Raw genomic sequence first — 22,019 nt, forward strand, 5'->3', positions numbered from 1 at the left:
TGACCGTTTCGGGCAATCCAGACGTAGGACAAAACTGACCCTGGAATTTAATCTTCTCCGAAGCAAGATTCAATCGTACGCGAAGTGCTGCGTCTGGAGCACAACGGAATTCCCGGTTGCTTACACCCATAAGGACGAATTGAGCGGCTAGGTGAACGCGGGATCAGTCAGTCGCAACAAAATTGAGACATTGAGATACTAGCACTGAGACACATAGACACTGACAATGTATGCTAACCTCAATACCGTGGCCGAAATCTGAGATGCTGCGTCCAACGCTAAAGGTCGTGATTGACTAAAGGGATTGTTGGACAGTCAACATATTCAACAAATGCCAACCACTGATCTCGGAGCGTTTGCCGTTTTTATATCAAACAATAAAGCTTAAGAACAAAACGTCCTCATTCACTGATGGATGAGCTATTTTTCTCCCTCAACCAATTTCTTTTATAGGTTGAATGATTTATACTTGACTCACCATAAAGATGTAGCAAGTGTCGGCACAAATAGCCACAAAGTTAAACCCTCCCTCTTTGCCACTAATCGAAAGGTTGTATCCTATGAACAGAAACATCCCTCTGGCGCTCTCGGCGTCGCTTCTTCTTGCCTTCGCGACCAGTGCAGGCGCGTCAGACGATATCAGCTTCCCTGTTCCCACTGGCGTTCCCCAGGTAAAGGGCGGCTTTAAAAACACGTCGAGCGGTATCGTCACCAAGGTCAAGGTCAACCAGCAATCCCAAAATGGTTGTGAGCAAATCGACAAAGAACATGACGGCAATGTCGGCTCCGATGGTGGCTTCTATATCTACTACAATCCGGAATGCGACTACGAGTTCCACGTCGAAATCAAGGACTGCAATAACCAAGAGCTGCACATGTCATCATCGGACATCCAAGCGGGTCAAACAGAAGCGCATTTGAAGGGCGTATGCCCGAACCCCAACCTCACCCGCGAAGTACCCTGATAGGGTGCTTGCTTGCCGGGCACCAGTTGTTTCGAGAATTGAAAATCCGTGGGAGCGACCTGATCCGCTCCCCTTCCCGCGCGCATTCGGAAATTAGCCTTGTTTCCAGCATGTGGTTGCATCGTATTTGACAGAACCACGTCCTGCTAAGAGACAAGCCAGCATGAAGAGTCAGGTCCGAGCGGCGTATCTGAATAATCCCAAATTCTGGAGAGTGCGATGTCAAAAGCTTTGAAACTCATGACAGCGGCCTTGATGCCAGCCGCGGTACTTACCTTTAATACTGCACTGGCGGATGACCTTTATACGGTCAAGATAACGAACAATACGGAATATGAATTCATAGACGGTGTTTACAAAAACAAGTCCGGGGTGAACGTCCAGACCCCAATACCTGTAACGATCCCAGCTGGAGAGAGTGGCACGGTTCAGTTCGAATACAACGTCAATACCTCCCCGCACCTCAATATGCATTGGACGCTTGAAAACGACGACGGCCATGCGGTTGCTGCTATCATCAAGGACCCCGGCAACTGCCACACGGACGTGCCGGATGGAATACACAGCGATCACTACAACTGTAATTCCAAAAACATCGCTTTCGTCTACTGCATGAGCGACCAGACAGAGGACTGCAACAGACAGTAGCGCGTTCGGACTCTGGGCGCTTAAGCGTTTGATCATTCTCTAAAAAGGTAGAACAGAAAGCTCTTGGTTTGAGAAGGCATACTTTGCAGCTTTGCGCGAAAAAGGCTATTGAAATGCAACCAGAAGGATAGTCCTTGAGGGACCTATGACGAACAAAACAGATGCAGATCAGATTGGATTCTGCTTGACCAGAGCGGTTCGTGAGATCCTCACGGATATCGCAGAACGCATTCGGCAGATAGCCTGCAATATGTTGAAAAAAGGATCACGCATGTTGTGTTGTGCGATGGCCCTGTTTCTGGCTGCCTGCGGTGGCAACATTATTTCAAATAGCGGTGTCTACTATAACAGGGGTCTCGAAGACTCTTACAATAGCATTTTGCTGATCAACATCGTCCGTTCGGCCAAAGGGCGGCCAACCTATTTCTCGGCGGTAGGCGACTATTCAGGAAGCACAGACAATAGTCTCGGCCTGTCGACTGATCTTGATGCCAGCATCAACGAACTGAGCTCGACCGATGTGGGCCTGGGAATAGACGCGGGCCCCGATCAGTCTCGTAACGCAAACGTTTCTTCCCTTGAGACCGAACAGTTCACGCAGGCCATCCTAACACCGCTCAGCCGTAAATTGTTCTTCTTGCTGGCTGAGGGGCAGGCGCGGGATCGACTTGATCTACTTACTACGTTGACGGTCAAATGGATCGCTGTTCCCAGCAGCACCATTGCAAGCCTGCAGAGACAGGCCACAAGCGAATGTACTGGAAACACGGCGACCTTTCCCAAAGCGCTGAAAGCTATGTGCCAACAATTGCCCGTAGTTATCGCAAATGGGAATTGCGCGGGCTCGCTCACATCTGGCTCAGGCCGTATCGTTGTCCGAAGCGATCCTACAAACGCCTGTCAGCACGCTCGCTTTCGCGCGTTGGTCGAGCCTATCACCATATTGCAACCTGCTTTGCTGCGTTCCAATTCGGGGAATTCGGTTACGTTGCTTGCGTTAGAGCAATCTGCGGCCTCTCCAATCTCAGCACGAGAGGTCCGTAGTGGGGCGGCTGCGACTGCGAGCAACGACGCTGATAAACCAAAGGCACCGCCGTCACGAAATCAGGATCTTTTGCTGTTTGGCAGTGGCAGTTCGTTCGCGCTGCGATCCCCCAAGGAGATCATCCAGTATCTGGGTGAGATCGTGAAAGCCGACTACTTGGACGAAACCGTTCCCATGCTTACAGGACCACGGGGCAGCGAGATCCCTGTTTTTGAACTACTCCATGGTGACCGCATCACATCAGATGCGAAGCTTTATGAGATCGATGGCGAACCATACGCTCTGGATGAACCGGACCTTGGCAAACATGCGAGTAGCTTTTCGTATCCTTCTCTGGCCGTTCTGAAAGAAGTGATCAGCCTGAACACGTCGCAAAGTGTTCTGCCCAAGAGTCCTAATATATTGGTTCAATAAAACGGGTTCTGTTGAGAAGTTTTGGTTGGATGAAGAGAACGCGTTGTAGCAGCAGGTTTGAGAGACAAGTTCTGCGAACTGGCGAAACGGACAGAGTCCGGGCGTGATTTGACCTTTGCGGATCATGTGCGCCACTTCTATTCCCTCCAACGTTGCAGTTGCTAATGCTAAGGCTTTGAATCCCAGCAATAGCCGCGTCTGCCCTAGGCCGCTTTGTCCGCTCACCAACCATTTGCCGCCTGGTTCTGAACGTTCGGAATGTGCCGCTTGCGGTCAACTGCAAAGGCGAAAGGCAGAAGTGGGTACAAGGGCAGCTTTGGGGCGCAGAGCTACCTTTGCCCCCATTCCCTTGTCGCCGCGTCTAGAAGCCAAGTCGCTTGAGAATATACGCCATGCGGGACACAGCCGCCATGGCTTCATCTGGCTCTATAACCTCATAACCGCACTGTCGAAAGGTGGCTTTCGGATGTTCTCCTCCAGTTTTTCTGAGATCGAGCTTTGACACACACTTGGCATTATTCAAATTTTCTCAAAACAACGATCGTTCGGCAAAGGCCAAATCCTGCTCCCGCAAACAGGTCACAGAACAGCAAGTCTATTCTTCCAGATAGGTCCAACGATAACCCGGAGGGGTTGGGCCTTTGTTTCTACCCCCTTCCTGGATCTGCTCCCAAGCGTGCGCCAATATCCCGACCGAACGCGACAGGCAGAAAAGGCCTCGGGCAAGAGGCGGTGCGAAGCCGAGCTCTGCATAAATGACCGCCGTTGCGCCGTCGATGTTCATAGGAATTGGGCGGCATTTGCGCTCTGATATTTCGCGCTCCGCAGCCATGGCAATTTTCTGGTAGCTGCCCGGGCATGCGCCCGCATTGACGGCCTCTTGTACCAGCTCCATCAAACGCGGGGCACGCGGATCAGTTGGCCTGTGAAAGCGGTGGCCAAAGCCCGGTATGATCTTGCCGTGCAGTGCAATCCAGTCATCCAGAGCCCCCGAGATATTTCCAGGGTGCGTTTCGATGTGCTGAAACAACTCAATCGCCTGTTCGCCGGCTCCTCCATGTACGTCGCCCAGCATGTTTACCGCTGAGGCCATGGCGTTGTTCAGGGGCAAGCCGCATGTGACCGCCATACGTGCCGCAGCAATTGAAGGAGCCTGCGGGCCGTGATCGACGGCGGAGACCAACGCGGCCTCAAAGAGTTTCGCCTGGTCAGGGGTAGGTTGGTCGCCGCGCACCATGAGCCAGATCATTTCGGGAAAACTGACATTGCCTATCAGGTTCTGGATCGGATGGCCGCGCAAGTGGATGCGGCCGGGTTCCATGTCGATGATCGCGGTTTGCCACCAGTCGGATACGTCGCTCATAGAACCCCCTCCTTTTTCAACGCTTCGATCTGTTCCGTGGTCAGGCCAAGATCGGACCAGATTGCTTCGTTGTCTTCGCCAAGTTGCGGTGGCGGGGTCTGAGGCATCGGCCGCACCCCATCGGCGACGATGGGGCTACCCGCAAGCTTTAAATCTTCTTGTCCCATGGTAATGGGCCCGATCAGACCACGCGCTGCAATTTGCGGGTCGTCCAATGCGCTGGGGAGAGACAGGACCGGCCCGGCTGGAACACTCAGCGCGTTCAGTTCCCGGACCCAATCCGTAGCGGGGCGAGTGCGCAGGCTACGTTCCAGTTCTTCACGCAGGGTCAGACGATTGCGCTTGCGATCCTCGCGCGTGGCGTAATCGGGGTTTTTCAGCAGATCCTCGCGGCTGAGATGGTGCGCCAGAATCTCCCACTGTTCGTCCCGGTTGGCAGCGATGTTGATGGGGTGGTCGGCGGTTTGAAAAGTGCCGGACGGGGCCGAGGTCATATTCTCATTGCCCAGTGCAGCCGGGGTCACACCTCCGATAAGGTAGTTGGAAACGACCCAGCCCATTGACGAGATCACTGCCTCGGTCATCGAAATATCCAGAAACGTTCCGCGTGTCCTGGCATTCAGGGCCGCAGCAATAGAAAATGCCGCCGCCAGCCCGCCAACGGTGTCGGCCAGGGGATAGCCCACACGGTAAGGCGCAGTATCCGCCGCGCCTGTGATTGACATAACCCCCGAGATACCTTGGACAATTTGATCATAGGCCGGATCGTCCTTACGTGGTCCATCCTGCCCGAATCCGCTGATCGCACAGTAAATGAGATTGGGTTTCTCTTGACGCAGAACGTCATAGCCCAGCCCCAAACGATCCATGACACCGGGCCGAAAGTTCTCGACCAAAACATCGGCCGAGCGGACAAGGCACTTTAGCAGTTCCTTTCCCCGTTCGGCTTTCATATCCAGCGTGACGGACTTCTTCCCGGCGTTCTGCGCTAGAAAGCTGATGCCCATCCCTTTGTTGTTTCGGTCCGGATCAGCCCCCAGCACCCTCGCCAGATCGCCGGAACCGGGACGTTCGACCTTGATCACCTCGGCCCCCAACAGGGCCAGCTGATAGCAACAGAAAGGGCCGGCGAGGACATTTGTCAGGTCCAGAACACGGACGCCTTGCAACGGTTGGGTCATGTTTTCGCCCTTTCCGGAAATCTGAAAACCATCCGGGCACAGGCAGGCCAAATGCCAGAATTGCCAACACTCCGATCAGGGTGGGCATAACCGTTTTGATGTTTTCGGATGGCGAAGCCCATTTCAGATGCCTGCTGAAGGAAAGTAAGGGGCCCCTGACGCGCCCCTAATTGCCGTGTCAATCGCCCTCGGCCACGCCTTCTTGGCGGGCTTTTGCCCGGCGGGCGCGGTAGCTGGGAACGATCACCAGAAGAACAGCGATCACCAGCAGGCCAAGCGTCATCGGGCGTTCGAAGATGAATCCGATCCCTTTGTAAAGCTGCATGGAGCGCGAGAAGTTGTCTTCCATCATGCCACCAAGGATGAAGCCGATCAGCAAAGGTGCCAGAGGATAATCGGCAAACTTCAGAACCGTCGCACAGATACCCAGGCCGACCAGGATCAACAGTTCGGTGGCGTTGTTCTGCCCGATGTAGCTGCCCATCAGAGTGAAAAACAGAATGAACGGGATCAGATAGTTGCGCGGGATTGCCAGAACCTTGGCAATATATGGGATAAGTGGCAGGTTCAGGATCAACAGCACAAGGTTGCCGATATACATCGAAATGATGACCGCCCAGAAAATCTGAGGCTCGTCGATCATCAGGCGTGGCCCCGGGGTGACGTTTAGCGCGATCAGAGCACCCAGCAGGATTGCCGTCGTGCCAGACCCCGGTATGCCCAGGGTCAGCAGGGGTACAAACGATCCGGTGCAGGCTGCGTTGTTCGCGGTTTCAGGTGCAGCCAGTCCCTTGATGGCGCCCTTGCCGAATTCTTCCTGCTCTTCCTTGCTGGCGATGTTGCGTTCGACCGCGTAGCCCAGGAACGAGGCAATCGTGGCCCCAGCCCCGGGCAGAACGCCGATGAAGAACCCCTGGATCGACTGTCGGCCGATGACAGGCGCGATCTTGCGACCTTCCTCACGGGTGATGCGCAGGTTTTCGATCTTGCCGCTGTTGCCTTGGACCGATCGTTTCGGGTTCAGTACCAGAAACAGCGCCTCGGGCAGGGCAAACATCGCCATCGCCAGGGTGATAAAGCTGAAACCCGACTGAAGGTCCATCAGACCCATGGTGAATCGAGGCATGTTAAACAGCGCCCCTTCGCCCACGGTCGCCATGATCAGACCCACCAAGGTCATCAACACCGCTTTGCCAACGTTGCCGGTACCGGCGAAGGCCGCGATGGCTGAAAGTCCGACAACCATCAATGCAAAATACTCAGCCGAATGGAACAACAAGGCAACCGTCGACAGCATTGGGGCGAAGATCATCAGCAGCAGCGCACCGATGCTACCGCCAGCAAACGAGGCGATAGCAGCAATGGTCAGCGCCTTACCCGCCTGACCCTTTCGCGCCATTGGATAACCGTCAAAACTTGAGGCTACTGTACCGGCCACACCGGGCGCATTCAGCAGGATTGATGAGGTCGAACCACCGAAGATGGCCCCGTAATAGACACCGGCAAGCAGGATAATGGCGGCTGACGGATCGCCGATGGTGATGGCAATCGGGATCATGATGGCGATGATGGACATCGGCCCCAGCCCAGGCAGCATGCCGATGAATGTGCCAATCAGGCACCCGGCGATTACCATTAGAAGGTTTTGGATGGAAAAGGCGGCACTCAGACCGATCATCAGCCCTTCGATCATGTCTCAGTTCCTCAGATAAAGAATGGCCAGGGGCGCAGGAAGATACCCAGCACCTCGTCCACCAGATACCAGACCACAAAGCTGGCAATTGCCGTGACGGGTAGCAGGATATGGAATTTGCGTTCGCCCAGAATGAAAGCTCCGCAAGACAGGAAAGCGAAGGTCGCAAGCATGAAACCCGCGGGACGTAGCAGCAAAGCGTAGGCGACCATCAATCCCAACAGGGTGAGCGCCTGACCCAGGTGATAGTCCCCAAGCCGTCGGTAATCGATATCCGGCTCCTTGTCGCTTTCAGTTGATTTTTCCAGCCCCAGCAGGATGAACAGCGACGTTGCAATCGTCAGGACTGCCAAAACCTTGGGGAAGGTGCTTGGCCAGATCGGGTTGCGCTGCATGAACGGCGGCAAAAGCGCGTCCATTGTGAAGAATGCGGCGTAGCCATAGGCCAGTGCGGCACAGAGAATTATGAATGCGACCCAGCGGTCCAGTGCCATTGTCCCCTCCCTTGGAAAATGGGCAACCGGCCCAAGGAAAGCCGGTTGCTTCAGCGCATGCGTGAATTAGAGGAAGCCGAGCTTCTTCATCAGGTCACCCATGGTTTGTTCCTGACCTTCCAGGAAGTTTTGGAAGTCATCGCCCGAATTATGGATGTTGACCCATCCGTTGCGCGCGCGCACGGCTTCCCATTCGGGTGTGTCATACATTTTGGCTATGACTTCCTGATAGGCGACCAACTTGTCCTCGGGCAGGCCCGGAGCCGCAAAGAAACCGCGCCAGTTGACAAAGGACGTGTCGATCCCCTGTTCTTTCATCGTTGGTGCGTCATAGGCCGCGACGCGCTCGTCCGAGGTTACGCCAAGAATCTTGACCTCACCGGCCTCGGCAAGTGCCACCGCTTCCGAGAAACCGGTCGACAGGGCCTTGATCTCACCCGACAGAAGGGCCGCCATGGCTTTGCCGCCAGCGTCGTAGGGGATGTAGTTGACAGCCAATGCGTCTTTACCCGCAGCCTCCATCACCATGGCCGCGACCAGATGGTCCATGCCGCCAGGAACCGAACCGCCGCCAATCGCTGTTCCGGATGGATCTGCATCAAACGCGGCCATAAGATCGTCCATCGTGTTCAGTGAGCTATCCTTGCCCACAACGATGGCGGCGTAGTCTCCGATCGTACCGGAAACCAATGTCAGGTCGCGGAAGTTGTGCGGGAAAACTCCGGTCAGTGACCGGATCACGATCGGGGTCGAGTTGACCATGAGTGTACCATGCTGGCTGTCAGCGTTTTCAATCAGGTACCCGATGGCTTTACCGCCACCGCCGCCGGACATGTTCTCGTAGGATGCATTGCCCACAAGGCCGGCGTTGGTCAGCGCCTCACCGGTTCCGCGCGCAGTTCCGTCCCAGCCACCGCCTGCGCCGCCGGGGATCAGGAAGTGAATGCTGTCGACAACCGGCTCGGCAGCAACGGGACCGGCCAGTGCAAAGGCCGCGGCAGCAGTTAACAGGGCACGGCGGCCCAGTTCAAATGTCATATCTTTATCCTCCCATTTGACATTGGCGGCGCATGCCGCTCATGTCGGGAGAGGCTGACAATCTAAGCTGACACAAAGCTGACATGGCCAAAAATGTGACGAAACGAGAAACGTCCCGATGCGGTTTCTTCTGATCGAAGATAACGAACAACTTGCCGAAGCTGTCGTGGACAGGCTGATGCTGGATGGCCATGTTGTAGACCATGCGCCAGATATTCAGACCGCGCGCGACTTTACGGCAACGACGTCTTATGATTTGATTTTACTTGATATTATGCTCCCCGATGGTGACGGAAGAACCTTTCTTACCCGACACCGAAAACAAGAAGAAAGCACGCCGGTTATTGTCCTTACAGCACGTTCCGAAGTCGCGGACCGCGTTGGCATTCTCGATCTCGGGGCCGACGATTACATGGTCAAGCCGATCGATTTTTCCGAGCTTGAAGCCCGCTGTCGCGCGGTTCTGCGTCGGCGTGGAGGGGCGGCACAGAACCTTTTGGTCCTCGGCGATCTGCGGTTCGATTCGCTTTCCGGAACGCTGAAATTCCCGTCGCACGACGTTCAGCTTCGCACCCGGGAGCTGCGTTTGTTTGAGGTCTTCGCGAATGCGCCCGGTCAGGTATTTCCGAAATCCATCCTTGTGGACCGGCTGTTCTCTTATGACGAGGAGGTTTCGGAAAACGCGATTGAGGTCTATGTCGGACGCCTTCGGCGTCATCTACAGAATTCGCAGGTGAAAATCACGACCATTCGGGGGCTTGGCTACAAGCTGGAGGTTGAATGAGCACGCCCGTCGCGCATGGCTCAATTCGCCACAGGCTGTTGCTATCATTGCTTGCAAGTGCGGCGTTACTGGCCTTCGTTGTGTATTTTGTGGTGCAATCCGTTGCCCGGCAGGTGGCGCAGGAAAGTCAGGACAATGTCCTTGCAGCCTCGGCCCTGTCCATTCTGGACAGCGCGCGTTTAAGCGGTGGAGAGATCAGCATCGACCTTCCGTACTCGGCCCTGTCCATGCTGGACAGCATTTCAGACGAGCGTGTGTTCTACGCAATCCATCTTGAAAGCGAGTTTCTGAGTGGCTACGCCGATTTGCCCGAGCCGACAAGCGACCCCGGCGGAGGGCCGGCCTTTCTTTCGACCATGTTTCTTGGCGAGGATGTGCGGATCGCCTCAGTCAGGCGACGAATGTCAACGGATGCCGGGCGCAGTTTTCTGAAAGTTTCCGTAGCGCAGACCCTATCGGGGCAGAAACTCACCCTGGCGCGGATTTCGCGTACGTCCATGACCATCGGGGCGGGGTTCTTTCTGGTTTCCGTTCTTTTGGCCGGGATCATCTCTCGCAGCACGATCCGCCCCCTGGACAGACTTACAGCGTCGGTCTCGCGCAGAGGCCCGAAAGACCTTAGACCAGTGGCCGCGCCGGTTCCTTCGGAAATGGTGCCTTTGGTTGCGTCTTTGAATTCACTCATGAAGCGATTGCAGCAGTCTCTTGCGCGATCTGAAGACTTTATTGCGGAAGCGGCTCACAGGGTCCGCACGCCGTTGGCTATCGTACGTACCAAGGCAGAGGTTGCGCAGCGCAAATCCGGCGATCAGGAAACCAGCAAAGCGCTGAAGGAAATGATCCACGCCATCGATGACAGTTCACGCACCGCCGGGCAGCTTCTGGATCACGCCATGGTGACGTTTCGGCTTGACCATCTGGCGCGCGAACAGATCAGCCTGTTGCGCCTTGTTCAGGACACGGTCGAAAGGTTGCGCCCGACCTCTGAGCTGAAGGACATCTCGATGGAGGCCATAGGGACGCAGAATTCCATTATAATGGGTGATCCCATCCTTGTTCAAAACGCTCTGCACAACCTTCTGGACAACGCCATTAAATACGCCCCAACCGGAGCTCAGATCCAGGTTGTATTGGAGCGCCATCAAAATCACGCGGAGGTGTCCGTCAAAGATACCGGTCCCGGCTTTCCGGCAGATGAGCTGGAGCAGCTTCCAAAGCGCTTTGCCCGAGGCAAGAACGCGCAGGCCGTTGTCGGGTCCGGGCTGGGCCTGACCATCGCGAAAGAGGTGGTCGAAGCCCATGGCGGAATCCTGCAGATCAGCAACAACCCAAGAGGTGGTGCATGCGTCAGCTTGCTGTTTCCTTTGTCCTGATTTTTACCGCTGGCTGGAGCAGCGCCTTCGAGGCAGAAGCTGTTGCCCGGTTCGGCCCGTCGGACAGCCCGCAGGTCCTTCGGATTATTTCGACGGCAGATATTGCGTTCTTCGAACCGATGATCTTGTCGTTTCTTGCGTCGTATCCGGAGACAACCATAGACTATACGGTTGCCAGTTCCACCGAGTTACAGAAAGCCATCGTGGAAGAGGGTGAAACCTTTGACATCGTTGTTTCCAGCGCGATGGACCTGCAAACCAAACTGGCCAATGATGGCTGGGCACAAACCTACAATTCAGAGGCTACCGAGGCCCTGCCGCATTGGGCTGTGTGGAACGACATGCTGTTTGCATTCACACAGGAACCGGCAGCAATTGTGGTGTCCAAAACCGGGTTTGCAGGCATGCCGCTGCCCGAAACCCGGAACGACCTCATCAACCTTTTGCGCCAATACCCGGAGGTTTTCCAAAGCCGGATCGGTACATATGATGTGCGTCAGTCCGGTTTGGGCTATCTGTTTGCGACCCAAGATACCCGAGCTTCTGAAATCTACTGGCGAATGACAGAAGTCATGGGAGGGCTGAACGCACAGCTTTATTGCTGTTCCTCTGACATGATTGACGCGGTCAAATCCGGCGAGTTGCTGATCGCGTATAATGTTCTCGGGAGTTATGCGATCAATCGAGAAGATAGAGAAGATTTCGCCATCATTCTGCCTTCGGATTTTACCACCGTTATGTTGCGCACCGCCATGATACCAAGCAATGCGCCATCCGCCGAACTCTCGGGTGAGTTCATCGACCACCTATTGGAAAAGTCGCACGGGGCCGCGGTGATGCCCCTGACCAATCCAGAGCTTGACCTGACTCGCGTAGAACCGTCGCTTAATCGTATCCGCCTGGGCCCCGGGCTTTTGGTGTTTCTCGATCAACTGAAAAGGCGGGCGTTTCTGTCGGAATGGGAAAGCGCCATTTTGCAGAATTAGGTTGGGACGAGGAATTGACGTCACTGGATTGACTGACCACGCCACGATCAACTTGGCCCAATTGGACTTGAAACAATTTGATCAATAGGATAGCCGCAGGCGGTTTTGAGATTTCGAAAACCTGGGTCGTGGGCGACACGTGTTTTCAAGTTCGATCGGAAAAGATTTGTATTGAGGTAGCTGTTATGAACCTGTCCCGATTGTCGCTATTGCTTGTCGTGTTCATTGACGTGATGGGATTTGGGTTAATCCTGCCGATTTTCAATACGATCCTGTTAGACCCGCAGCAAACTTTCCTGCCAAGTGACACACCGACCAACGTCCGGCAGTTTGATTACACGGTGCTGATCGCGATCTTCTTTCTGTTTTACTTCTTTGGTGCCGCCTTCATTGCCAAGGTGTCAGACTACATCGGGCGCAAGAAAGGTATCATGATCTGTTTGACCGGAGCGCTGATCGGATATGTTCTGACCGTGGCCGCGATCATGTCAGCCAGCTATTGGCTGTTGCTTTTGGGGCGTGCGATTTCCGGCTTCACAACCGCCAATCAACCCATTGCCCAGGCTGCTTTGATCGATATCAGCCATGACGATCAGGAAAAGTCAAAGAACCTTGGGATGATTGTGGCGGCGTCTGCCCTGGGCTTGTTGGGAGGCCCATTGATCTCGGGTTTGTTGAGCGACCAAAACCTGATGGGCTCATTCGCTTCTCTGGAATTGCCGTTTTATGTCGCCATCGGCCTTATCCTGATCAACATGGCGCTGATTATGCTGTTTTTCTCGGAGCCCGGTTTCAAAAAACAAAAAATCGATTTTGGGCTTTTGGACGTCGTCCTGAATCTGTGGAAGGTCTTTTCGCACCCCGTCGTCCTGCGGCTTTCTGTTGTGATGCTGTTTTCGCTTATGTGTCTGAACGCGTTTTTCTTTTTTATCGATACCTATCTTCTGAGTCGGTTCAAGTTCGACACATTGCAAAACAGTATGGCCTTGGCCGTGTTCGGGGCATCCATGGCCTTTGGCAGTGCGTACCTGACCGCACCGCTTCACGAGCGCTACAAAAAGTTTCCCATTCTTTATATTTCGATAGCTGCGATGGGGCTGGGAATCCTGGCGTTTATGCTCAACCCTGTAGCCAATCTTTCATATGTGCTGATCATACCGATAACAGTTGCCTTTGCGATTATGTACCCGACCATGCTTTCGCTGTTTTCCGGGAGTGTCGGGCCTAATGAGCAAGGCTGGGTGATGGGTGTCACGGTCGCAATCTACGCACTGGGCTCTGGAACCATTACCGCTCTGAGCGGTTCTTTGATGGCGATCAACCTGCGGATGCCTTTCCTAATTGCAATCGCCTGCTGCATTCTGGCCCTGATCGCCATGGCAAAGCTGTTTCGACATCCGGAGGTCCAAGCCCTGGACACAAAGGGAAAATGATCGCTGCCGCTCGGTTTTAAGAAGCTTTCTTTTCTTGATGCGTGACCGGTTTTGCCGCGATACCGGATGATCGCGGTTCAGTTGGATTTCAGTTGCCATAGCGTCCAGACTACGCGCGTCTTGGCGTTGTGTGCCGGAGTTAGAAATTCGAAGCCACTGGGGCAGTTGGTGACAACGAGGCATTCGGGCTGAGCTATGTAGTTTCAATGCCTCCTAGGCGTGTACCTATCTCGCCATCTCGCAGAGCCAATCAAAAACCAGTTTGGCGCGATCTGATGCTGTGTTGTGCAAGGTCACGTAGAAGTCCGTCGGCGATGGAACTGTCTGGGGCAGCAGCTGTATCAGTTTACCAGACGTGACAAGTTCGGTTGTCAGTCCTTCCCATCCCAAAACTGCGCCCATGTCATCTTGGGCGGCCTGTAGCGCGATGATGTAATTATTCACCCTGTGCGCCGTGTTCAGTGGGCCATGGTATCCCACGGCATCATACCATGCGCGCCAGTCCGGCCAGCCGGTCTCGGGTGCGTCCATGTGGATCAGTGGGCGAGAGGCCAGTTCGGCGATGCTGGAAATCGGGTTCTGTTCGGCAAAGCGGGGGCTGCCAAGCGCCATGATCTGATCATGGAACAGCGCCCGGCTGATGCCTGAACTGCCAGCATGGTCGCCGTATTGAATGCTCAGATCGCATTCCGCCAAACCGGTCACTGCGTCGCTGACGACCTGAGTTACTGAGATATGGCCGTATCTCCTCCAGAACTGGGCAAGGCGCGGTGTCAGCCACAGGGAGCTCACTGCTGTTGTAGAGCGGATCGTGACCGAAGTGCGCCCATGCTGGGCCCGCAATTGTCCAAGCGCTTCGCTGATCCCTTCAAAACCGCGCTGCAGGGCGACCAGCAGATATGCGCCACTTTCGGTAAGCTGGACGCCCCGGTGGTAGCGATGGAATAGGGTGCAATTCAGGTCCTTTTCCAAAGCCTTGACCTGATGGCTGATCGCGGCGGGGGTTACGTTCAACTCATTTGCCGCCTGTTTGAAGCTGACGTTTCTTGCTGCGGCCTCGAAACTTATCAAAGAACTGACCGGGGGAAGATCATAGGGTCTGGTGGGCAAGTGAGTTTGTCCTGAGTCTCGTATTGGCGTTACAATTATAGTGTCCATTGGCAGATTAGCATTAGCTCAGGTAATCCAAAGTGAATTTTATTGCGCTTGCCTCAAACCCGCCCTTCGGGTCTCGTTATTGCGTGGGTCGTGCGGGTTAGACCTTGGGCATAGTGCCGGACAACCGCGGCAACATTTGAAGGATCCTGGTATGAAATCACATGCAAAAGTCGTGGTTGTTGGGGGCGGGTGCGTCGGCGCCTCGATCCTGTACGGGCTGACCGAGCACGGATGCTCGGATGCGGTGATGCTGGAACGCACCACGCTGACCTCGGGGTCTACATGGCACGCTGCGGGCTTGTTGGTGACCTTCGTGCGTTCGCGCAACGTGTCGCAGATGACGATGGAGACCATACGCATCTACAGCGAGGTCGAGAAGAGGATGGGAACCTCGGTTGGTCTGCGCAAGGTGGGACAGCTGCGCATCGCCAATACCGAGAAGCGTTGGGATGAGTTTCAGTCCTACATTTCGATCGCAGAGGCTGCCGGTGTGCCTTGCAAGCTGGTGACACCCGAAGAGATTGCCGAAATCCATCCGCTGTTGAACCAGTCCGAGCATATTCGCGGTGGTATCCTGCACACCGAAGACGGCTATGTGAACCCGGCGGACATCACCATGGCGCTGGCCAAACTGGCCCGCGATGCAGGGGCCACGGTCTATCAGAAAACCGAGGCCCAATCTTACGAGAAGCTGGATAACGGTTATTGGAAAGTCACCACAAATCAGGGCGATATCACCTGCGAGCACCTGATTTTCGCAACCGGGAACTATGCCCGAGAAAACGCGCGGAGGGTTGGGCTTGATCTGCCCTGCATCCCGATTGTTCACCAATATTGGACGACAGAAACCGTCCCTCTGCTGAAAGAGCGCCGCGCGCAGGGTTTGCCGGAATTCCCCATTTTAAGGGATGAGGACTATGGCGCGTATCTGCGCGAGGATGTGGGCGGCATCCAGTTTGGCCCCTATGAATTCACCAAGGACCTCAAACTGTTTGCCGAAGACCGCGTGCCGCCTGATTTCGGGGCTGATCTGTTGCCCGAGGATTTTGATGCGGTTGAGACTCAATGGGAACGTGCTATCGAGCGCGTGCCGACATTGGGCGAGGTTGGCATCAAGGCCAACACACGTGGCCCGTTTCAGATGACGCCGGATGAGCTGCCGCTGGCCGGTCCTGCGCCGGGGCATGAAAACCTGTGGCTGGCCGAAGGGATGCCGGGCGGCATCCTGTGGGGTGGCACCGTGGGCAACCGTCTGGCCAAATGGATCGTCGAGGGCGATCCGGGGATGGACATGTCTGAACTCGACCCACGCCGGTTTTCGGATTATGCGTCCAAACGTTGGACCATGGATAAGGTGCGCGAGACCTGGGGGACTCACATGAACGCCCATATCCCGGGTGAGGATTTCCCGGATGCGCGCCCGATGAAGACTGTAGGCTCGTATGATCTGCTGACGGCGCACGGCGCAGTCTGGACCACCTTCAATGGCTACGAGTTTCCGCGTTGGTTCGCGCGCAGCCCGGATAAGGCGATCCCTGAACACAGCTTCCGCCGCACCGATCATATGGAACTGGTACAGGAAGAAGTTCGCGTGACCCGAGAAGAAGCCGGGTTCATCGAAATGTCGCCGATGACCAAGTTCACCGTGCGTGGCCCCGGCGCCGCCGCTTGGCTGGACAGCATCATGGCCAACAAGCTGCCCAAGGTGGGCCGGATGACACTGTCACTGATGCTGAACGAAAAGGGCGGCATGGATGCGGAATACACTGTTGTTCGGTATGCCGAGGATGATTTCTATCTGATCTCCACCCCGAATTGGAGAGCCTATAACTGGGATCAGTTGCAACGCGTTCTGCCCAAGGATGGCTCGGTCCTTCTGGAAGATGTCTCGGAACAGCTGGGTGTGATCGCGCTGGCCGGGCCGAAATCGCGGGAGATTTTGCAACCATTGACAGATAATGCTCTGTCGAACGACGCATTCCCGTGGTTGTCGGCGCAGATGGGTGAGGTGGGCTATGCCAAGGGTGTCCACCTGCTGCGCGTTTCCTACACTGGTGAACTGGGGTGGGAGATTCACCACCCCGTCGGATATAACCGCCACCTGGTCGATCTATTGCTGAAATCGGGCGTCAAACCCTTTGGAGCCGAGGCGTTGGAGTCGATGCGGCTAGAAAAGTCCTATCGCGCGATCAATCGTGAAATCTGCAAGGACGTAACCCCATATGAGGCGAGCCTTGATCGGTTCGTCGTGACCGAAGGCCGGGATTTCATCGGCAAAGCGGCCCTTTTGAAACAAATGGAGAGGGGCGGATACAACCGTCTGGTCACGCTGAAACTGCCGTTCTGCGACACCTCGGTGATGTTCGATGAAGGTGTCTACAAAGACGGCAGGCTGGTCGGGCGTGTGACTTCGGGCGGGTTCTCATATTACTGCAACCACGACATTGCGATGGCGCTGGTGCCGCCTGAACTGACCGCACCCGGCACCAAAATGCAGGTTCTGGTTCACAACGAGATGCGTGAAGCGCAGGTGCTCGACACCTGTGCATATGACCCCACCAGCGCCCGTGCGCGGGCCTGAGCAAGGAGGATTGTCAATGACACAGGCAACAGCACGCGCAGCCCGCGGTGGCCGCGCCGCGCGATTGCGCGCTCGTACAAATCCTGCGCCGGTCTATTTGTCGACCCTGAACAACAGGGTCGGACCGATTGACCTGCTTGGGCCGGAAGGAGTCGACAGGCTCCACAACGCGGCGATGACAATTCTGGAAACAACCGGCATCGAATTCCGCGACCCGGTGGCCCTGGCCGACTGGAAAAAGCACGGCGCTGACGTGGACGGTGAACGTGTGCGCATTGGTCGGGATATGCTGATGGACCTGATCTCGACCGTCCCGTCCGAATGGGGTTATGCCGCACGCAACCCCGAACGCTCTTTGCGGGTCGGGCATCGGAATTCGGTTTTTGCCAACGCTTATGGCGCACCGTTTGTCTATGGTCTGGACGGTGTGCGGCGACCTTCGACGCTGGCGGATGCGCAGAACTTCTTTAAGCTCAGCCAGATGAGTCAGGCCATGATGGTGCCCGGCATTCTGCCTGCCGAACCGCAGGATGTTCCCGTCCGGCAACGTCATCTGGATCTGGTGCACGGGGTGCTGACCCTGACGGACAAACCGATCATGGGGTCGGTCCTGTCTGAGCGGGCCGCGCGGGACACGGTCGACATGGCGCGCATCGTGTTTGGTGAGGGTTTCGTTGATAGCAATGTGGTGATGGCCGGGCTGCTGAACTGCAACACGCCGCTTGTCTGGGACGAAACCATGTTGCAGAGCTTGCGTGTCTACGCTGCTGCCAACCAGCCGTGTCTGCTATCACCCTTTGTTCTGGCCGGAGCCTCGACCCCGGCCAGTCCGCAAGGTGGTGTAGCGTTGCTGATTGCCGAAGGACTGGCCGGGATGGCCTATAGCCAGATCATCCGACGGGGGACTCCGATGGTTCTGGGCGTGGCGATCATGGGCGTTTCGATGAAGACCGGCGCGCCGATGATGGGATCGCCTGAGCCCGGCCTGATGAACCTGCTTGTGGGCCAGATGGCCCGGCATTACGGCGTGCCGTGGCGGACCTGTACGATGTGGACCGGCTCAAAAGCGGCGGACATGCAGTCGGGCTATGACTCGGCCAATGCGATGTGGCCTGTGCTGCTGGGTGGGGCGAATTACATCGTTCACGGTGCAGGTATCGTTGAAGGCGCGCTGGGCGTCAGCTATGCGAAATGGGTGCAGGATGCGGTGCAGCTGGAGAACTTTCATCGCTTTTTCAGCGGCCTTCTGGATGAAAACCTGGACGCCCTGCTGAACGACATCGCCATGATCGGCCCGGGGGGGCATTTCCTGGGCACAGATCACACGCGGGAAAACCCAATGCACATGAACCTCTTGCAAAACAATGACAGTTTTGAACAGTGGGAGGCGGAAGGATCGAAATCGGCAGAGGCTGTCGGAGCAGAGGAGGCCCAGCGTATTCTGGACAACTACGTGCAGCCGTCGATGCCCGACGATCAACGCGGTGCGCTGGATCAATTCGTGGCAAAGAAACGGGCCGAATACAGCGGATAGGCTGACAGACACACAGGTTAGGACGAACATATGGCTGAGACTGCGACCAAAACACTGACACTTGATGAGGTTCGCAGTCTCGCGAAATCTGTCTTTCTTGCATGTGGTATGAATGATCACGGCAGCGATGTTCTGGCCAACCTTGTCATGATGTCCGAGCGCGATGGCCCACGCAGCCACGGGTTACGGATGTTGCCGATTTATGAGCAAAGCTTTTCATCGGGCTATGCCAATCCAACGCCTAACCCGATAATTACCCGTCTGGCCCCATCAGTTCTGCGCGGAGATGGCGACAACGGGTATTTTCAGATTGCGGCCGCGCAGGCGCGGGATGAGCTGATCGCGATGGCGCGTGAAAACGGGATTGCCGCCTTTGCCTGCACCAACAGCCACCATCTGGCCGCATTGCGATTTGATACCGAACCGTTGGCACAGGCTGGTTTGGTTGCGCTGGGCGTTGTGAACTCGCTGTCCATGGTGGTGCCGCAAGGTGGTCTCCGCCCCGTCTTTGGCACCAATCCGATGTCTTTTGCATGCCCCCGCGATGGGGCCGAGCCGATCGTGTGGGATCAGGCGTCCTCGGTTGTGGCGTTGATGGATGTGAAAATGGCCGCTGCCGAGGGTCACGACCTGCCGCGCGCGGGTGGGCTGGACACAACTGGCGAGCCCAGCACGGACCCTAACGCCATTTTGGAAACCCGAAGCCTGTTGCCTTTCGGCGAACACAAGGGTGCGGCCATCGCCCTACTGGTTGAAGTCCTTGGTGCTGCCCTTGCCGGCGGAACTCTGTCCGTCGACAATGAATCACGCGAGGCGCATGGCGCGCTCAACATCAAGGGCGGGGCCACTTTGATTGCAATCGATCCAAGCCGGTTCGGCAATCCGGCATTTGGTGATTACGTCACCCGGATCTACGCTGAGATCGAGGGGAATGGCACGGCTCGGGTTCCGGGGGATGGTCGGTTGTCAAAACGCAACGACGCCACTGAGAAAGGCGTCGCGGTCAGTACCGAATTGTTGGCACAGCTTGATCAACTGCGGGGTTGAGGCCCCGCGGCTTTACAGCTGTTCTACCTTCACCGACTCGTTTGGATAGAAGGCGAGATACTCTTTGATCTCTACGACCGAGGGGATCGGATCCTCATAACTCCACACGGCGTTCTCGGTCACAGTCGATTTATTGACGATCGAGAAATGCGCAGCGTGCCCCTTTCCGGGGCAATGCGTAACCTTGTCGGTCCGGTCCAAAAAGGCCATGGCGATATCGGCGCGCGGGAAATAGATCACCGGATCCTTGTCGCCTTCCAGCAGTTCGAGCGCACCGGTCGTCTCGCCCAGAATTGCGCCGCCTGAACGGACGCTCCATTTGCCGGTTGCCTTTCGGATCGTGATCTCAGCCATTGCTGCTCCTTCCCTCGTCTTTTTCAGGGCCTCTCCTCTGCCCGTTCTATGTAACAGTCCGATGTCAGATCGGCGCGGTTGCGGCATCCAACCACAGTTGCGCCTCTTCGCCCAGCCTTGGGCGGATTTTTTCCGCAACGTCGCGATGATACGCGTTCAGCCAGGCGCGCTCATCCCGTGTCAGCATGTCGACAACGATCAATCGCCGGTCGACCGGCACGAAGGTCAGAGTGCGCCAGCACAGCATGGCGCGCTCATCGTCTCCACCCGGTAATGAGATCGCTTCCTGCACCACCAACAGGTTTTCAATTCGGATACCAAAAGCGCCCTCGCGGTAGTATCCCGGTTCGTTCGACAGGATCATACCGGGTTCCAGTGGCACATGACTGACCCGCGACAGCCGCTGAGGGCCTTCGTGAACGCTCAGGTAGGCGCCGACGCCATGACCGACGCCATGGTTGAAATCCTGACCTGCCAACCACAGTGGCATGCGGGCGATGGCCTCAATATCGCGCCCGGCAAGGCCCACGGGCCAGCGCAGCATCGACATTGCAATCATGCCCTTCAGCACACGGGTAAAGCAGGCTTTCTCTTCGTCGCCCACTTCGCCGATTGCGATTGTCCGTGTGATGTCGGTGGTGCCATCCAGATATTGACCGCCGCTGTCCAGTACCAACAGGTGACCGCTTTCAAGCGTGCTGTCGGTTTCTTCGGTCACCCGGTAATGCATGATCGCACCGTTGGGTCCGGTGCCCGCGATGGTATCGAAGGATATATCCTGCAAGGCATTGTCTTTGCGCCGGTTTTCCTCCAGCCGGGTCACGACGTGCGTCTCTGTCAGATCACCGGGGGTTTGCTTGTCCAGCCAGCACAAGGTTTCGACTACTGCTGCGGCGTCGCGCAAATGCGCCTCGGCGCTGCCGGCGATTTCCGCCGCATTCTTGCAGGCCTTGGGCAGGGCGCAGGGGTCGCCGCCTTCCACCATTCGCTGATCCAGAGCGTCGGCGACAATCTGCGGTACCGTACCTGGGTCAACCTGTACGGTGCCGTCCAATGTCTGGACAACGCCCAGAAAATCCCCGGGTTCGTATTGCGTCACCTTTGGGCCCAGGTGACCCTTCATCCCGGCCAACTTGGTTGCGGCCATAAACAGGTCGACCCGACCGTCCGCGTGCAGAATGGCAAAGCCATGAGCAACCGGATTGTAGGAAATGTCCGATCCGCGAATATTCAGCAGCCACATGATTGAATCCGGCAGCGTGATCACGGCGGCGGAATGCCCCGCCTTTTGCAGCTTCTCTGCCAAGCGCGCGATCTTGTCCACTGCCGGTTCTCCCGCAAATTCGACAGGGTGTATCTTGACCGGGTTCATGGGTGGGTCCGGTTGATCCTCCCAAACCCGATCTACCAGATTGTCAGAGCGTACCAGCTCGATACCACTGCCACGCAGCGCTTTTCGCGCTTCGGAAATCTGCCCCGCCGCGTGCAGCCAGGGATCGAACCCGACCTTGCCTCCGTTTGGAAGCTGCTCTTTCAGCCAACTGCTTAGGCTGACATCCGGCCATGGCACTGGTGTAAATTCGGCTGCGACCTGGGCCTTGACCTGCGTGCGATAGCGCCCGTCGATGAACACACCCGCCACATCGCGCAGTGCGGCGCAAAACCCCGCCGAGCCGGTAAAACCGGTCAACCAGGCCAGGCGTTCGTCCCGAGGTGCAACATACTCTCCTTGATGCGCATCCGCGCGGGGAATCAGGAACCCATCCAGCCCTTCACGCTCCAGTTCTGTGCGTAGTGCTGCCAGTCGGGGCGGGCCTTGTTCGGGGCGCGCGGTCACTTCGAAGCTCTGGAACATGGGGGCCTCATTCGTCGGTCTTGTCGGGCGCAAACCTGCGGCCTGAGATGGAAAATGTCCAGCGCCCCGATGC

At 56.3% G+C, this 22,019-nt stretch carries 18 protein-coding genes; 10 read left to right on the plus strand and 8 right to left on the minus strand.

From position 1 onward, the window contains the following. Window positions 1–560 precede the first annotated feature (560 nt). The 3 genes from ACP0GE_RS13855 to ACP0GE_RS13865 all read left to right on the plus strand — a co-directional run bounded on the left by ACP0GE_RS13855 (window position 561) and on the right by ACP0GE_RS13865 (window position 3,072). The gene (locus tag ACP0GE_RS13855) at window positions 561–965 is read left to right on the plus strand and encodes a hypothetical protein (protein ID WP_424832513.1); all 405 of its coding nucleotides are present in this window, start codon (window positions 561–563) and stop codon (window positions 963–965) included. Window positions 966–1,184: 219 nt separating this feature from the next. Next, window positions 1,185–1,613, plus strand: a complete 429-nt coding sequence (locus ACP0GE_RS13860) for a hypothetical protein (RefSeq protein WP_424832514.1) — start codon at window positions 1,185–1,187, stop codon at window positions 1,611–1,613. A gap of 145 nt (window positions 1,614–1,758) precedes the next feature. Next, the gene (locus ACP0GE_RS13865) at window positions 1,759–3,072 is read left to right on the plus strand and encodes a hypothetical protein (RefSeq protein ID WP_424832515.1); all 1,314 of its coding nucleotides are present in this window, start codon (window positions 1,759–1,761) and stop codon (window positions 3,070–3,072) included. A 595-nt stretch (window positions 3,073–3,667) separates the two neighbouring features. Here the strand turns inward: ACP0GE_RS13865 and ACP0GE_RS13870 are convergent. The 5 genes from ACP0GE_RS13870 to ACP0GE_RS13890 form a co-directional block, all read right to left on the minus strand. Further along, entirely contained in the window at window positions 3,668–4,435 is a 768-nt protein-coding gene (locus tag ACP0GE_RS13870; protein ID WP_424832516.1) for a citryl-CoA lyase, read from the minus strand. Beyond that, complete coding sequence (locus ACP0GE_RS13875) at window positions 4,432–5,616, minus strand: CaiB/BaiF CoA transferase family protein (RefSeq protein WP_424832517.1); 1,185 nt, start codon at window positions 5,614–5,616, stop codon at window positions 4,432–4,434. The genes ACP0GE_RS13870 and ACP0GE_RS13875 overlap by 4 nt, the downstream gene beginning before the upstream one ends. Window positions 5,617–5,794: 178 nt before the next feature. Next, window positions 5,795–7,309, minus strand: coding sequence for a tripartite tricarboxylate transporter permease (locus ACP0GE_RS13880; RefSeq protein WP_424832518.1), 1,515 nt, complete (start codon window positions 7,307–7,309; stop codon window positions 5,795–5,797). An 11-nt stretch (window positions 7,310–7,320) separates the two neighbouring features. Continuing rightward, window positions 7,321–7,803, minus strand: a complete 483-nt coding sequence (locus ACP0GE_RS13885; RefSeq protein ID WP_424832519.1) for a tripartite tricarboxylate transporter TctB family protein — start codon at window positions 7,801–7,803, stop codon at window positions 7,321–7,323. Window positions 7,804–7,869: 66 nt separating this feature from the next. Continuing rightward, entirely contained in the window at window positions 7,870–8,841 is a 972-nt protein-coding gene (locus tag ACP0GE_RS13890; protein WP_424832520.1) for a tripartite tricarboxylate transporter substrate binding protein, read from the minus strand. A gap of 118 nt (window positions 8,842–8,959) precedes the next feature. On the opposite strand from ACP0GE_RS13890, the gene ACP0GE_RS13895 reads away from it, so the two are divergent. From ACP0GE_RS13895 to ACP0GE_RS13910, 4 genes are all read left to right on the plus strand, one after another. Then, window positions 8,960–9,625 (plus strand): response regulator transcription factor, encoded by a 666-nt coding sequence (locus ACP0GE_RS13895; protein ID WP_424832521.1) that lies wholly within the window; start codon window positions 8,960–8,962, stop codon window positions 9,623–9,625. Beyond that, complete coding sequence (locus tag ACP0GE_RS13900; protein ID WP_424832522.1) at window positions 9,622–10,998, plus strand: sensor histidine kinase N-terminal domain-containing protein; 1,377 nt, start codon at window positions 9,622–9,624, stop codon at window positions 10,996–10,998. Before ACP0GE_RS13895 ends, ACP0GE_RS13900 begins: the two co-directional genes overlap by 4 nt. Beyond that, a complete protein-coding gene (locus ACP0GE_RS13905) occupies window positions 10,968–11,984 on the plus strand; it encodes an extracellular solute-binding protein (RefSeq protein WP_424832523.1) in 1,017 nt (338 codons plus the stop codon). Before ACP0GE_RS13900 ends, ACP0GE_RS13905 begins: the two co-directional genes overlap by 31 nt. A 185-nt stretch (window positions 11,985–12,169) precedes the next feature. Then, a complete protein-coding gene (locus ACP0GE_RS13910) occupies window positions 12,170–13,417 on the plus strand; it encodes an MFS transporter (RefSeq protein ID WP_424832524.1) in 1,248 nt (415 codons plus the stop codon). Window positions 13,418–13,642: 225 nt separating this feature from the next. Here ACP0GE_RS13910 and ACP0GE_RS13915 read toward each other — a convergent pair whose 3' ends face one another. Beyond that, window positions 13,643–14,527, minus strand: a complete 885-nt coding sequence (locus ACP0GE_RS13915) for a LysR substrate-binding domain-containing protein (RefSeq protein WP_424832525.1) — start codon at window positions 14,525–14,527, stop codon at window positions 13,643–13,645. A gap of 199 nt (window positions 14,528–14,726) precedes the next feature. On the opposite strand from ACP0GE_RS13915, the gene ACP0GE_RS13920 reads away from it, so the two are divergent. The 3 genes from ACP0GE_RS13920 to ACP0GE_RS13930 are packed head-to-tail and all read left to right on the plus strand — an operon-like array spanning window position 14,727 to window position 19,737. Beyond that, window positions 14,727–17,156: a GcvT family protein gene (locus tag ACP0GE_RS13920; RefSeq protein ID WP_424832526.1), complete on the plus strand. Its 2,430-nt coding sequence runs from the start codon at window positions 14,727–14,729 to the stop codon at window positions 17,154–17,156. Between the two features lie 16 nt (window positions 17,157–17,172). Further along, window positions 17,173–18,690 carry a trimethylamine methyltransferase family protein gene (locus ACP0GE_RS13925; RefSeq protein WP_424832527.1) on the plus strand — a complete coding sequence of 506 codons (1,518 nt, stop codon included), beginning with the start codon at window positions 17,173–17,175 and terminating at the stop codon, window positions 18,688–18,690. Between the two features lie 30 nt (window positions 18,691–18,720). After that, entirely contained in the window at window positions 18,721–19,737 is a 1,017-nt protein-coding gene (locus tag ACP0GE_RS13930; protein WP_424832528.1) for an Ldh family oxidoreductase, read from the plus strand. Between the two features lie 12 nt (window positions 19,738–19,749). Here the strand turns inward: ACP0GE_RS13930 and ACP0GE_RS13935 are convergent, their stop codons facing one another. Both ACP0GE_RS13935 and ACP0GE_RS13940 read right to left on the minus strand, forming a co-directional pair. After that, entirely contained in the window at window positions 19,750–20,091 is a 342-nt protein-coding gene (locus tag ACP0GE_RS13935; RefSeq protein ID WP_424832529.1) for a DUF427 domain-containing protein, read from the minus strand. A 64-nt stretch (window positions 20,092–20,155) separates the two neighbouring features. After that, the gene (locus ACP0GE_RS13940) at window positions 20,156–21,946 is read right to left on the minus strand and encodes an aminopeptidase P family protein (protein ID WP_424832530.1); all 1,791 of its coding nucleotides are present in this window, start codon (window positions 21,944–21,946) and stop codon (window positions 20,156–20,158) included. Window positions 21,947–22,019 lie beyond the last annotated feature (73 nt).

Origin of the sequence: Ruegeria sp. (assembly GCF_965243365.1) — a bacterium.
GTDB lineage: Bacteria > Pseudomonadota > Alphaproteobacteria > Rhodobacterales > Rhodobacteraceae > Ruegeria.